At 67.3% G+C, this 14,194-nt stretch carries 10 protein-coding genes; 6 read left to right on the top strand and 4 right to left on the bottom strand.

The genetic code is table 11. The features are described 5' to 3' along the window. The first annotated feature begins 85 nt into the window (after window positions 1-85). Together EU800_RS19100 and EU800_RS19095 are read left to right on the top strand one after the other, a co-directional pair. The gene (locus EU800_RS19100; protein ID WP_129634716.1) at window positions 86-1,630 is read left to right on the top strand and encodes an FGGY-family carbohydrate kinase; all 1,545 of its coding nucleotides are present in this window, start codon (window positions 86-88) and stop codon (window positions 1,628-1,630) included. Next, window positions 1,627-3,288, top strand: coding sequence for a glycerol-3-phosphate dehydrogenase/oxidase (locus EU800_RS19095; protein WP_129634714.1), 1,662 nt, complete (start codon window positions 1,627-1,629; stop codon window positions 3,286-3,288). Before EU800_RS19100 ends, EU800_RS19095 begins: the two co-directional genes overlap by 4 nt. Before the next feature lie 225 nt (window positions 3,289-3,513). Here EU800_RS19095 and EU800_RS19090 read toward each other — a convergent pair whose 3' ends face one another. From EU800_RS19090 to EU800_RS19075, 4 genes are read right to left on the bottom strand one after another with little or no spacing between them, the layout of a single operon-like run. Next, window positions 3,514-4,470 (bottom strand): sugar-binding transcriptional regulator, encoded by a 957-nt coding sequence (locus tag EU800_RS19090; RefSeq protein ID WP_129634712.1) that lies wholly within the window; start codon window positions 4,468-4,470, stop codon window positions 3,514-3,516. Between the two features lie 32 nt (window positions 4,471-4,502). After that, the gene (locus EU800_RS19085) at window positions 4,503-5,435 is read right to left on the bottom strand and encodes a sugar phosphate isomerase/epimerase (protein ID WP_129634710.1); all 933 of its coding nucleotides are present in this window, start codon (window positions 5,433-5,435) and stop codon (window positions 4,503-4,505) included. Window position 5,436: 1 nt separating this feature from the next. Continuing rightward, window positions 5,437-6,948 (bottom strand): glycerol-3-phosphate dehydrogenase, encoded by a 1,512-nt coding sequence (locus EU800_RS19080; RefSeq protein WP_129634708.1) that lies wholly within the window; start codon window positions 6,946-6,948, stop codon window positions 5,437-5,439. Window positions 6,949-7,001: 53 nt separating this feature from the next. Then, a complete protein-coding gene (locus EU800_RS19075) occupies window positions 7,002-8,564 on the bottom strand; it encodes an FGGY-family carbohydrate kinase (protein WP_129634706.1) in 1,563 nt (520 codons plus the stop codon). A 453-nt stretch (window positions 8,565-9,017) separates the two neighbouring features. Between EU800_RS19075 and EU800_RS19070 the strand changes: the two genes are divergently transcribed. The 4 genes from EU800_RS19070 (at window position 9,018) to EU800_RS19055 (ending at window position 14,138) form a co-directional block, all read left to right on the top strand. Beyond that, window positions 9,018-9,674: a DUF2291 family protein gene (locus EU800_RS19070; protein ID WP_129634704.1), complete on the top strand. Its 657-nt coding sequence runs from the start codon at window positions 9,018-9,020 to the stop codon at window positions 9,672-9,674. Continuing rightward, complete coding sequence (locus EU800_RS19065; RefSeq protein WP_242500635.1) at window positions 9,671-11,998, top strand: sugar-binding domain-containing protein; 2,328 nt, start codon at window positions 9,671-9,673, stop codon at window positions 11,996-11,998. Before EU800_RS19070 ends, EU800_RS19065 begins: the two co-directional genes overlap by 4 nt. A gap of 15 nt (window positions 11,999-12,013) precedes the next feature. Further along, the gene (locus tag EU800_RS19060; protein ID WP_129634702.1) at window positions 12,014-13,072 is read left to right on the top strand and encodes an ABC transporter permease; all 1,059 of its coding nucleotides are present in this window, start codon (window positions 12,014-12,016) and stop codon (window positions 13,070-13,072) included. 121 nt (window positions 13,073-13,193) lie between these two features. Further along, window positions 13,194-14,138, top strand: a complete 945-nt coding sequence (locus EU800_RS19055) for a D-ribose ABC transporter substrate-binding protein (RefSeq protein ID WP_242500634.1) — start codon at window positions 13,194-13,196, stop codon at window positions 14,136-14,138. The last annotated feature ends 56 nt before the right edge of the window (window positions 14,139-14,194 follow it).

Below are 14,194 nucleotides of genomic sequence, written 5' to 3'. Positions count from 1 at the left end.
CTGACGATCAACGAGGATCGGCCCGGCAAGACGGCGCCCGCCCGGGCGGAGTTTTTGCCTTTTCCGAGACGGTAGCGGAGGTGCCATGACCTGTCTTCTGGGGATCGACAGCGGCCTGACGGTCACCAAGGCCGTCCTTTTCGACGCGGATGGAACAGCGCTGGCGGTGGCCCGTCGCGAGGTGCCGCAACTGATGCCAGAGGCGCGCCATGTCGAACGCGACATGGACACGCTCTGGCGCGAGAGTGCCGCGGCGATCCGTGAGGTGATCGAGCGGAGCGGCCGGTCGGCCGGCGAGATCGCGGCTGTCGCAACCACCGCGCATGGCGACGGGATCTACCTGCTCGACCGCGCCCGCCGCCCGCTCGGCGCCGGCATCCTGTCGCTTGACAGCCGCGCCGGCGACGTCATCCGCGACTGGGTCGGAGACGGCACGTCCGACCGCGCGCTGGACCTCACCGGCCAGTCCCCGCATGTCGCCGCGCAATCGGCGCTGCTCGCCTGGATCCGGCGACATCAGCCCGAGCGCTTCGCCGCCATCGGCACCGCGTTCAGTTGCAAGGACTTCCTGCGCTTCTGCCTGACCGGCACGATCGGAACCGATCGCACCGAGGCCAGCTCCGCCTTCACCGATTACCGCAGCCAGGACTATTCCGACGACGCGCTCCGCCTCTATGGCCTGGAGGCGCTCGCGCACGCGTTGCCGCCGGCCTCGCATTGCGCCGAGATCGTGGGCCACGTGACGGCGGAGGCCGCGGTGGCAACCGGGCTCGTCCAGGGCACGCCGGTTGCAGCGGGCATCCACGACGTCACCGCCTCCGCGCTCGGCATCGGCGGACACAAGCAGGGCACGGTGGGGATCATCGCCGGCACCTACTCGATCAACGAGGTGGTCTCGGACGCTCCGCGGATCGACGCGCGCTGGTTCTGCCGCAACGCGGTCGCGCCGGGGCTCTGGAACAGCCAGGCCATCTCGCCCTCCTCGACGACCAATTACGAGTGGTTCCTCACCACCTTCTGCGCCGCCGAGCGTGCCCGCGCCGAGGCCGAGGGCAGCAGCATCCACGCGGTGCTGGCGCCCGAGATCGAGGCCGCGATGGCGCGCCCCTCGACCCTGCTCTACCAGCCCTTCCTCTTCGGGTCGCCCTATGGAGAGATTGCCTCCGCCTCATTCCTCGGGCTGCATGGCTGGCACACGCGCGGCGACGTGCTGGCCGCCCTGCTCGAAGGAATCGTCTTCAACCACCGCCACCATGTCGACGCTCTGCGCGAGGGCTTCCCGGTGACGACCGGGCATCTGACCGGGGGGGCTTCGCGAAACCCGACCGTGGCCCAGCTCTTTGCCGACGTCATTGGCCTGCCGATCCTCGTGACCGAGACCGACGAGGCCGCCGCCTGGGGCGCGGCGCTCTGCGCCGGCGCGGCCGTGGGGCTCTACCCCGCCTTCGACGCGGACCCGCGGGACCTCGCCGCGATCACCAGGACCTATCTGCCAGATCCCGCCCGGCAGGCCCATTACGATGCCCGCTATGTGGTCTATCGCGAGATCGCCGACGGGTTCGCGGAGACCTGGGAGAAGCTCGACGCGCTCGGCCGGGGGACGGACGGCGCAGGAAGGACAGCCAGATGACACGGACGGATTTCGACGTGGTGATCCTCGGCGCGGGGGTCAACGGTGCGGGCTTGTTCCGCGACCTTTGCGAACAGGGCGTGCGCTGCCTCCTCGTCGACAAGGGCGATTTTGGCTCGGGGACATCCGCGGCACCATCGCGGTTGATCCATGGCGGGCTGAAATATCTCGAGACAGGCGAGTTCCGCCTCGTCGCGGAATCGACGCTGGAGCGCAACCTGCTGCTGCGCAACGCCCCCCATCTGGTGAAGCCGCTGCAATGCGTCATGCCGATCTATTCCTGGACCAAGGGGATCGGCGCGGCCATCCGGACCTTCTTCGGCGCGACGACGGCGCCGCGCAGCCGCGGGCGGCTGCTGATCAAGACGGGGCTATGGCTCTACGATTTCTACGGCTCGCGCGAGAAGGTCATGCCGCGCCACGGGATGATGGGGAAGGCCGCGGCGCTCGAAACGCTGCCGTCGCTGACGCCAGCCATCGTCGCCGCCGGAACCTATTACGACGCGACGGTGACCGCGCCCGAGCGGCTCGTGCTGGAACTCGTGAAGGACGGGCTGCGCGCCTGCCCCGGGTCGCGCGCGATGAACTGGACCACGCTGTCGAAGGAGGCGGACGGAACGCTTGTATTCGCAGGCCCGGATGGCGAGACGCTCGAGACCTGTCCGAGGCTCGTCGTCAACGCCGCCGGCCCCTGGATCGACCACGTCAACGCGGCGCTTGGCCATGAAACGCAGCTGATCGGCGGCACAAGGGGGTCGCATATCCTGCTCGATCACGACGCGCTGCTGGCCGAGCTCGACGGGCGGATGATCTATTTCGAAAGCGACGACGGGCGGATCTGCCTCGTCTTCCCCTATCACGGCCGCGCGCTGGTTGGCTCGACGGACATTCCCGACGACGATCCAGATAAGGTCGCCTGCGACGACACCGAGATCGCCTATTTCCTCCAGGCGCTGCGCAGCCTGCTGCCGGGACAGACGTTTTCGGAGGAGCAGATCGTCTATGCCTATTCGGGCATCCGCCCGCTGCCGAACTCCGAGGGCACCGCGCCCGGCCTTATCAGCCGCGACCATTCCGCACCGCGGCTTGAACCGGAGCCGGGCCGGCCCTGGCCGGTGATCTCGCTGGTCGGCGGCAAGTGGACCACGTTCCGGGCATTCTCCGAGGAGATCGCGGAGCAGGCCGCGGACCTGCTCGGCACGGAACATGCGGTCTCGACTCGCGCGCTGGGTATCGGCGGCGGGCGCGACTTTCCCGCAACGCCGGAGGCGCGCGCTTCCTGGGTCGCGGCGGCGGCACGGGAGACCGGGGCCGCGCCGGAGCGGGTCGGGCTGTTGCTCGACCGATATGGCACGGTGGCGCGGGAGGTGGCCGCGCATGAAGCGGCTTGGGACGGAAACCGGCCGATCGCGCCGGAGGCGGATGTGACCGAGGCCGAGATCGACTGGATCGCACGCGGCGAAATGGTCTGCAGGTTGCAGGATATCGTGCTGCGGCGGACTCAGCTCGCGGTGTCGGGGCGGCTGACGGCGGAGGGGCTCGATCGGATCGCGGCGGTGGCCGCCGCCGCGCTCGGCTGGGACGAAGAGCGGGGCGCGCGGGAGATGGCGGAGACGCGGGCGCTGCTCGAGACGCGGCACCGGGTGCGGCTGGGGTGAGGAAGGGGCGGAGGTTCCATCTTCCGCCGATTTGCATCACTCCGGAAGAGGGGGTCGAGCCGGACCCGAGGCGCGGAGCAGCGGCCGCAGGCCTCGACGCATCGCTCCGATGCTTTTCGGAAACCTCGTGACAAAGCGACCTGAAACACTGTCGGATCGCCGCGCCGCGGCCCTGCGATGGCACGGCTCCGCGCCAGGTTTAGCGGCGGATCGCAACTCCCGCCCCTAATCCTCCGCCAGCGCCCGTGCGGTGCGTTCGTCCGTGATCAGGCCCGAGAGCCAGCCGCCCCTGAGCACGGCGCGGATCGCCCCGACCTTGTCCGGCCCGCCGGCAAGCGCGACGATCTGGTCGTCGCTGTCGGCTCGGAACGCCACGGAGAGGGTGCGGGCCGAGAGCGTCGTGTCGATCCGATTGCCCTCCGCGTCGAAGAAATGACCGAGCAGCTCGCCGACGCCGCCGGCCTCGGCGACCTCCTCGATCTCGCTCTGTTCGATCATGCCGGAGGCGACGAGCTGGGTCTCGCTGTCCACCGTTCCGATCCCGACGAATTTCAAAGGCGCGGCCTGCGCCATGTCGAACACCTCGCTGACGCCGCGTTGCGCCAGCAGCACCTCGCGGTCCTCGGTGGTGTTGGCAAAGAACGGAACCGGCATCACATAAGCATGCGCGCCGGTCTTCTCCGCCAGAAGGTGCATCACGTCATGCGGGTTGGCCGCGAAATTCCGGGTCAGCCCGCCGAGCAGCGAGACGAAGCTGCACCCCTTCGCCGCGAAGCGCGGCAGGGTGCGCACGACGGCGGCGAGCGTTCGGCCGTGACCGATGCCGATCACCGTGTTTTCGCAGGAATCGAGCCGGCGGCGGATGAAGGCTGCGCCCGACATGCCGAGCGTGCGCAGCGGCAGCCCCTCCTCGCCGAGATCCGGCGCGACGCGGCAGATATCGAGGCCGTAGCGCTCCGACAAGCGCGCCTCGAGTTCGATGCATTCGATGATATCGCCGTCGATCGTGACCTTGACGGCCCCCTCGGCCACGGCCCGCGCGATCAGGCGGTGCGCCTTGACAGAGGGCAGGCCGAGCTTCTTGGCGACCGCCGACTGGGTCAGCCCGCCCACGTAATGCAGCCAGGCCGCGCGGATCGCGAGGCTGGCCTCTCCGGGCTGTATCTCTCTCTCGCGCGCCATGGCTCCCCCTTTCCGGGATCTGTGGCTACCCCTCAGACCTTGAGATCTGCCACCCCGGTATCGATATGCGGTGCCCAGAAGGCAACGCTTTCAGCGATCTGCGGCACGACCTCGCGGTCGTTCGGTTCGCGCTCCTTGAAGCTCAGCTCGAGGCAGATCTCGTTGTCCACCGCGCCTCCCTCGGCGAAGGCGGCCAGGAGTGGTTCCGGCTGGATCCGCCCCTTGGCGTTGAACGCGGCGGTGAAGGGGCGGTGGCCGCCCTTGTCCATCAGGCTCTGCTTGATGTGGATGATCGGCGAGACCTTGGGCACGGCGCGCGCCCAGGCATAGGGGTCGTAATCGTCGGGGTTCGCGGAGGTCACGTCGCCATGGTCGATATCGGCCATCATCCACATCGGGATCGCCATATCCGCCGCTGTCAGACGGTCCTGCAACGCCATGCAGCTCTCGATCGTGTCGCCGAACTCGCGGCCGACGCTCATCGGCTCCCAGAAGACGAAATCGAGCCCGGCGGCCTTTGCGTGTTCGGCGACCTCGGCCCAGGAGTCGATGGCGATCTCGATCAGCTCCTCGCGGCGCTTCGAATCGTCGAAATCCTTGAAGGTGAAGATGGCGAACTGCGTGCCGACCGAGTGGCCGCCGAGATCGCCGGTGATATCGGCGAAGGTCTTGAACCAGTCGATGTAGTAGCGGCGAACGTCCGGATCGGGGTGGCCGAAATGGTTGAGCCGGCCATAGGGGCCAGTCATGCCCGAAGTCACGCGCGCGCCCGTGCGAGCCAGCGCCGCCTGCATGTCGCGCGTGAGCCGGCGGATCACCGGCGCAGGCCAGGAGGGGTTGATGAACTCATGCGTGAGCTGGATGTCGCGCAGGCGGATGTCGCGCGCGATCGTGTCGATCAGGTCTGCCGGTTCGGCGAAGCGGTTCACCAGCGGGTTGGTGTTGAGCGAAAGCGTCAGTCCCATGTCAGGCCGCCTCGGCCACGTGTCCGTCGAACCATTCGGCGAATCGTGCCTGCTCGTCCTTGGTCAGGTGCAGGATATGCTTGGTTCGACGCCACAGGATGTCTTCGACCGTCTTCGCCCATTCCTCTCGGATCAGGTAGCGCGCCTCGGCCTCGTAGAAATCACCGCCAAAATGCCGCCCCAACCCCTCGACCGACGTCGCCTCACCGACGATCCGGGTGATCCGCGTGCCGTAGACCCGCGCGTAGTGGCGCCGGAGCGACATCGGCATCCAAGGGTAGTCGTATTTCAGCTTGTTGCGGAAGCTCTCGAAATCGGCGTTCTCCATGTCGCCGCCCGGCATCGGAACGCCCAGTGTCCAGTCGCCGCCCATCTTCGGAAAGAACTTCTCGATCCGCTTCAGCCCGCGCTCGGCGAGCTCGCGATAGGTCGTGATCTTGCCGCCGAAGATGTTGAGGAGCGGCGCGCCGCCGGTCTCGTCGATATCGAAGACGTAGTCGCGGGTCACCGCCGAGGGGTTGCCTTTGCCGTCGTCGAAGAGCGGGCGGACGCCGGAGAAGGAGACCAGCACATCCTCGCGGCGGAGCTTTTCCTTGAAGTAACGGTTGCAGGCGTTGATCAGGTATTCGATCTCGCTCTCCTCGCAAACGACATCGTCGGCATCGCCTTCGTAGTTGATGTCTGTCGTGCCGATCAGAGCCTTATCGCCCTCGTAGGGGTTGATGAAGATCACCCGCTTGTCGGTGTTCTGCACGAGGTAGGCGTTATGGGTGTCCCAGAATTTCGGGACGATGATATGCGAGCCCTTGACCAGCTTGATATTGCGTCGCGAGTTCGAGCCGGCCACGCGGTTGATGACGTCCATCACCCAGGGGCCGGCGGCGTTGACGACCATCCTGGCCTCGAATTCCCGTTCCTCGCCGGTCATGCTGTCCCGGGTCTTCAGCCGCCACACGCCGCCCTCGCGCCGCGCCGAGATGCAGGGAGAGCGGGTCAGCACCGTCGCGCCGCGCTCGGCGGCGTCCACGGCGTTGATCAGCACGAGCCGCGCATCGTCCACCCAGCAGTCGGAGTATTCCAGCCCGCGGCGGTATTTGTCGACGATCGCCGCGCCTTCGGGGTCGCGCCGCATGTTGAGCCGCCGCGTGCCCGGGAGCCGCTTGCGCCCGCCGAGGTGGTCGTAGAGGAAGAGGCCGAGGCGGATAAACCAGAATGGCCGGTCCTCGGGCGAATGCGGCAGCGCGAAGCGCAGTGGCCAGATGATATGCGGCGCGGCGTTCATCAGAACTTCGCGCTCGATCAACGCCTCGCGCACCAGTCGGAACTCGTAATATTCGAGGTAGCGCAACCCGCCATGCACCAGCTTGCCCGAGCGGGAGGAGGTTCCCTGGCCGAGGTCGTCCTTTTCGCAGAGCACCACGCTCAGGCCCCGTCCGGCGGCATCGCGCGCGATCCCGGCGCCGTTGATGCCACCGCCGATCACGAATAGGTCGACCTTAGGAATGTCCGTCATCTGCTTTCTCCCGTCGCCGCGCGTGACCGCGGCCTGTCTGTTCGTCCGTGACCTCAGCGGCCCGGCGCACGGCTGGCGGCGAGCTCGTCCCAGACGGGTTCGAGGCCGATCCGCGCCGCGCGATAGGCGGCAAAGAGGGTGTCATAGGTACCGACCAGTTCGGGGTCGGGGGGCTCGGGCGCACCGAGCAGCGGCGTCGTCCAGTCGGCGATACAGGCATCCATCGACGGGTATGCGCCGATCGCCACGGCGGCCATCATCGCGCAGCCGGCCGCGCCGGCCTCCTCGCGCGCGGAGACGCGGACCGGCGTGTCGAGCGCGGCGGCGAGCACCCGGCGCAGCGCGGCCGACCGCGCCGCGCCGCCGGTGATTCGCAGCTCGCGCGGCATGTCGCTCATCGCCGCGTAGCAGTCCCGCGCCGCCATCCCGAGCCCCTCGATCACGGCGCGCAGGAGCACCGGGAAACGGTGGTTGGCGTTGAAGCCGGTAAAGCCGGCCCGCGCGTTGGCGTTGACGAAGGGGCCGCGTTCGCCGGCCTCGGAGATATAGGGGTGATAGACCACACGGCCGGGCCGCGACCGCGCCATCCACTCGTCGATCCGGGCGACCAGGTCGGCATGGCTTGGGGTCTCGCCGAACTCGCCGACAAGGTCCGCGGCGAGCGCCAGCGCCCAGTCTAGATTGAGCGTCGCGGCCATGTTGGTCTGCACCTGAGTCACGAGGTCCGGCACCGGCAGGCAGATCACGTAGCCCGTGCCCTTGGCGTTGAGGGTCACTTCCGCCGGGGTCACCGCGCGCATGTGGACACCGGTCGAGCCGATCGTGGAACAGGCCGCGCCCGGCGTGCCGGTATGGACGCCGGCGCCAAGCGCGGTCATCACCATGTCGACATAGCCGAGCGAGACCGGCGTGCCGGCGCGCAGCCCGGTCGCGGCGGCCGCCTCCGGGCTGAGCGGGCAGGTTACCTCGCTGCCGTCGAGCACCTCCGGCAGCAGGTGGCGGCGATGCGCGAGGCCGAGCGAGTCGATCGCGGTGTCGGAATAGGTCCGGGTGCGGAAATCACCGAAGGTGAAGCTCATCTCGGACGGGTCGGTGGCCCGAACGCCGGTAAGGTTCAGGAAGAGCCAGTCCTTGCAATGGAGCGCGACGTCCGCGGCATCGAGCAGGTCCGGGAAATGCCGGTCCATATGGGCGATCTGTGCGCCCTGCTGGCAGGTGTTGAGGCCGGTGCCGGTGGCTTCGAACCGCGCCCGGTCGGTCGGTTTCGCCGCCAGTTCGGCGACGGTCGGCGCGGCGCGGGCGTCGAGCCAGATCCAGGCGTCGGCCACTGCCGCGTTGTCGCGATCCGCGAGCCAGGTGCCGTCGCCTTGCGCGGTGACGGCGATGGCGGCTGTGCGGGCGGCGAGGTCCTCGACGGTTTCCGCGAGGCCCCTCAGCGCCGTGACGCAATCGTTCCAGGTGCGCGGCATCGACTGGGTGACGGCGCCGTCGCCGGTCGAGTCGTAGGCGTTGCGCACCGCGGAAATGCCGATCTGCCGGCCCGCCAGATCAAAGGCCACCGCCTTCAGCACCGAGGTGCCAGCGTCGATTCCGATGATGATGTCGCTCTTCGCCATCGCCCCTGATTCCTCCCCGACCGCCGCCCGCATCGCGGCCGGTGATTCGCCGTGTCCGGAGGCCCCGTATCGCCTCAGTCCGCAAGGCCCGGTTCGCGCCGGACCTGGCCGGGAACGGCTGTCTTCTCCTGACGAAGTCATAGCACGTTTTCTCGCCTTGGGTGATTTTTTTTGCAGACAGAGCAAAATTTTTCATTTATGGTTCGATCAACCGGAGGCGGCCCATGGCTGCGAACCGGGGCCCATCACGACGCCGTGCGGAGGAGTAAGGCGGCCGTCGACCGGGTCGGGGAGGAGATCGGCCGTGCCGTGGGAACGAGGCGGACGGCCCTCTCTGCGAGAAAGGTTTTCGCCGCCATGTCAGGCGGTTGGGGAGGCGGGCCCGGTGTTTCCGGCGGCTCGTCGCGCCGCGATGTAAGGCACTCGCGGGGCATCAAGAGGGGACAGTTCGACATGGCGGCAACCGATTCCAACGCGCGCAGGGCCTCCAGTTCCGGTCGCACCAGGTGGATCCTCGGGGCCGTGATCGTCCTCGTCCTGGGCGCGATCGCCTTCGATACCAAGGTTGTCACCATCGGCGGCGAGGAGGATCTGCGCCAGCAGGCGTTCAACCCCGATCGCTATGGCACCGAGCAATTCCCGCGTATCCGCGACGACGTCGTCGAGCGCGCGCCGGATGCCGCCCAGCTCGCCACCGAACTCGCTGAGGACAAGAAGGCGACGATGGCGAAATACGGCACGCCGACGAGCATCGGCGCGGTGATGCCCGTCACCTTCACCGGCGTCGTGGGTGAGGGCAAGTCCGGCATCTTCGACGTCAGCGTCGCGGGCCTGCCGGAGGGCTCCAAGGTTCGGGTGCAAACCGGCCCCGCGATCAACGGAACCGACCTGCGCGATTTCCCCGGCGACATCGCCTTCGGTCAGTTCAAGAACCAGATCGAGTTCCAGAACGCCGGCTCCGGCATCAACCGGGCGATGGCGGCCGAGGTGCTCGACGGGCTCGACCGCGACGCGCTGCCGGGCAAGACCGTGACGGTGAGCGGCGTCTTCAACCTGATCAACCCGAAGAACTGGCTCGTCACCCCCGTCGCATTCGAGGTGCAGGGATGACCCGGCAGGGCGAGATCGACATGGCCGACGGCACACCGGTGGCGGGCGACGTCGTCCTCTCTGCGCATGACGTCTCGAAATCCTGGGGTGCGGTGAAGGCGCTCAAGAAGGTGAATTTCGAGGTCCGCCGCGGACAGGTGACCACGCTTTTCGGCGAGAACGGCGCCGGAAAGTCGACGCTGATGAAGATCCTCTCGGGCGTTTATCAGCCGACCTCGGGCGAGCTGAAGCTGGAGGGACGTGTCATAACGCTCAACTCGACGGTGGAGGCGCGCGATCTCGGCATCTCGATCATCCACCAGGAGCTGAGCCTCGCGCGCAACATGAACGTGCGCGACAACATCTTCATGGGGCGCGAGATTCCCGGTCCCGCCGGCGTCGATTTCGCCGAGGAGGAGCGCCAGACCCGGGCGCTCATGCAGGAGCTCGAGGAGGATATCGATCCGCGGACGCCGGTCGAGGACCTGCGGTTGGGCCAGCAGCAGATCGTCGAGATCGCCCGCGCCCTCTCGGTCAATGCCCGCATCCTGATCATGGACGAGCCGACCTCGGCGCTCTCGGCCTCCGAGGTGGAAGTCCTGTTCAAGGTGATCCGCGACCTGAAATCACGCGGCGTCTCGATCGTCTACATCTCGCACCATCTCGAGGAGGCGTTGCAGATCACCGACCACGCGGTGGTCCTGCGCGACGGCAACATGACCGCGAAGGCGCCGCGCGCCGAGATCGACCTCGAGTGGATCGTGCGCAACATGGTCGGCGAGAATTTCGACCTTGGCTCGCCCCCTTCGGGCTACGAATTCGGCCCGGTTGCGCTGCGACTCGAAAACCTCTCGGTGCCGGCACCGGGGCGCCAGGGCTATTCGGTCGTTGACCGTCTGTCGCTCGATGTGCGCCAGGGCGAGATCGTCTGCATCTACGGGCTGATGGGCGCGGGCCGGACCGAGCTCATGGAATGCGTCGCTGGGCGGTTGGCAAGCTCCGGCGGGCGCGTGCTGCTGCATGACGAGGATCTCGCCGGGCTGTCGATCGCGCAGCGGATCGCCAAGGGCCTTGTGCTGACCCCGGAAGACCGGCAGCGCGACGGGCTGGTGCAGACCATGACGGTCGGGCGAAACCTTTCGCTCGCCAGTATCGGCGCCTTCACCCGCGGCCTCTTCACCTCGCGCAAGGCCGAGGAGGCGATCATCGACAAGACGATCCGCGAGGTCACGATCAAGACCAGCGGCGGCGGTGCCGCCATCGGCTCGCTCTCGGGCGGCAACCAGCAGAAAGTCGTGATCGGCAAGATGCTGGCAACCGGCCCCGGCGTGGTGCTGCTCGACGAACCCTCCCGTGGCATCGACATTGGCGCCAAGGCGGAGGTCTTCGGCCTTCTGGCCGAGGGTGCGAAAAAGGGGCTGGCGGTGCTGTTCTCGACCTCCGAGGTCAACGAATGCCTGTCCATCGCCCATCGCATCATTGTCATGCACAAGGGCCGGATCTCGGCCGAGTTTGGCCCGGACGCGACCAAGGAACAAATCATGGCCGCGTCGGGAGAGGTCGACCTCCGGCAGCACCTGACCGAGACCTTCGGCCTCGAGATCTGTGAAGTGGTGAGCGACCTACACCAGAACGAGCTTCCGCTCGGGCCGCTGGGGCAGGCCGGCGGGGCGTTCATCGCCGAGCAGATTGCGGCCACGCCCGGGCTGGTGATCGGCGCCGGCCATGGCCGCACCCTGCTTGCCTGCGTCGAGACGATGCCGGCGCGGCGTGCTCCGAAGCTGAAGCTGGTGTCGCTGATGGGCGGGCTGACGCGCAGCGCCGATGCCAACCCGCACGAGATCGTCCACCGCATGGCCGGGCTCACCGGCGCGGCGGCCGAGGCGATGCCGTTGCCCTTCATGGCCAACAGCGAGGCTGATCGGGCGGTCCTGCTCGGTCAGAAGGAGGCGAAGCGCGCCTATGATCTGGCCGGTGAGAGCGACCTGCTGCTGGCGGGTATCGGCACCACGGCCGGCGAGGCCGAACTGGTGACGACCGGGATGATGGAGCCGGACGAGATGCAGTCCATCGCTGACGCCGGCGGCGTCGGCGAGTTGCTCGGCCATTTCTTTGATGCCGCCGGACAGCCGGTCGAGACGGAGGCGACGCGGCGCGTCATCACGCTGCCGCGCGATGTCCTGCGCACCCGCCGGATCGTGGCCATCGCCGGCGGTCGCATCAAGGTCGAGGCGATCCGCGCCGTCCTGAACACCGGCCTTCTGAACGGATTGATCATCGACGAACCCACCGCACGCGCCATCGTCGACATGGACCGGGACACCGGTCCGTCGGCGCCGCACTGATACGGAGCACGCACCATGACCGACGTCACGACAGACAAGAAGCGCGCGGGCGGTGGCCTTTCGGCGCTGTTTGGCGACAATTTCAGCCTCGTGCATGTTCTGCTCGAGGGCCGCGCCTTTTTCGCGCTGATCGCCATCATCGTCACCTTCTCGTTCCTGTCGCCCAACTATGCCACGATCGGCAACTTCCTGATCATGGCCAACCACGTGGCGATCTTCGGCCTGCTGGCGATCGGCATGATGCTGGTCATCCTGAATGCGGGCATCGACCTCTCGGTGGGCTCGGTGCTGGGCCTTTCCGGCGTCTTCGCGGGGTTCCTGCTGCAGGGTGTGGAACTGCAATGGGCCGGTGTCATTCTCTATCCGCCGGTCTGGGCCGTGGTGGTCCTGACCATCGCGCTCGGTGCCTTCGTCGGCGCTGTGAACGGCGTGCTGATCGCCTATTTCAAGGTGCCCGCCTTCGTGGCCACGCTCGGCTCGCTCTATGTTGCGCGCGGCGTGGCGCTGCTGATGACCAACGGGCTGACCTACAACAACCTCTCGGGCGATCCCTCGCTCGGCAATACCGGCTTTGACTGGATCGGCTTCAACCGTATTGCCGGTGTGCCGATCGGCGTCATCATCCTCGCGATCATCGCGGTCGCCACCGGCCTGCTGCTTACCCGCACCGCCTTCGGCCGCTGGCTCTATTCCTCGGGCGGCAACGAGAATGCGGCCGAGCTTTCGGGCGTGCCGGTTAAGCGCGTGAAGATCATCGTCTACATGCTCTCGGGCGCCTGTGCTGCCATCGCCGGTCTGGTGCTGAGCTCGCAGCTCACCTCTGCCGGCCCGACCGCGGGCTTCACCTACGAACTGACCGCGATCGCGGCGGTCGTGGTTGGCGGCGCCTCGCTGATGGGCGGGCGCGGCACGGTGCGCGGCACCATGCTCGGCGCCTTCGTCATCGGCTTCCTGTCTGACGGCCTCGTCATCATCGGCGTCTCGTCCTACTGGCAGACGGTTTTCACCGGCGCTGTCATCGTGCTCGCCGTGATGCTGAACTCGATCCAATACGGCGGAAGGGCCGGCCGCTGAGCCGGTGCCCCGCCCCGATACCACCAGTTTTCGCGCCCAGGAGGTCGGAGGAGGCCCCGGGCGCGGAAAGCATCGCCGGACACCCGGTGTTTCGCAACCAAGAGGGAGAGGACCCCAAATGATGAAGATTACCAAACGCACGCTGCTCGCCGCCGCTGCCGCGCTGCCGCTGATGGCCGGCTCGGGCTGGGCAGAGGGGCTTATGTCGATCATCGTGACCGACCCGGCGAACCCCTACTGGTTCACTGAGGGCGAGGTGGCCAAGGCGACCGCCGAGGAACTGGGCTACGAGGCCAACGTGTCCGCGCACAAGGGCGACACCAATGTCGAGAGCAACCTGATCGACGCCGCGATCACCAACAAGTCGGCCGCGATCATCCTCGACCCGGCCAATGCCGACGGTTCGATCGGTGCGGTGAAGAAAGCCGTCGACGCGGGCATCCCGGTCTTCCTCGTCAATGCCGAGATCAACGAAAGCGGCCTGGCGATCGGCCAGCTCGTGTCCAACAACGCGCAGGGCGCGGCCATGGGCGCGGTGCAGTGGGTCGAACTGGTCGGCGACGAGGCCAAATATGTCGAGTTCTTCGGCAACCCGGCCGACAACAACGCCGCCACCCGCTCGAACGGCTACGAGACGGTGATCAGCCAGTATCCGGGCCTCGAGAAAGTCGCCGAGGAAGTGGCCAACTGGGATCGCACCCAGGGCTACAACAAGATGCAGTCGATCATCCAGGCGAACCCGGACTTCACCGCCGTGATCTCCGGCAATGACGAGATGGCACTTGGCGCCATCGCCGCGCTCAAGGAAGCCGGCATGCTCGACAAGGTGACGGTCGGCGGGTTCGACGGTTCGCCCGATGCCGTCGAGGCGATCAAGGCCGGCGAGATGGCCTATTCGGTCCTCCAGCCGGTCGCCGTCTTCTCGGCAGAGGCCGTCAAGCAGGCTGACTACTACATCAAGAACGGCACACCGATGGTCGCCGAAGAGAAGCAGCTTTTCGACTGCCTGCTGATCACCCCGGACAACGTGGACAAATACACCGGTCCCTTCGTCCTCTCCGAGTGATCGCGTCTCACCGAAACAAGATCGAAAGCGCCGGGCTTCCCGGCGCTTTTCTTTTC

It is taken from the genome of Tropicimonas sp. IMCC6043, from assembly GCF_004146235.1.
In the GTDB taxonomy this organism is placed as follows: domain Bacteria; phylum Pseudomonadota; class Alphaproteobacteria; order Rhodobacterales; family Rhodobacteraceae; genus Tropicimonas.
This window is presented reverse-complemented; position numbering and strand designations above follow the sequence as displayed.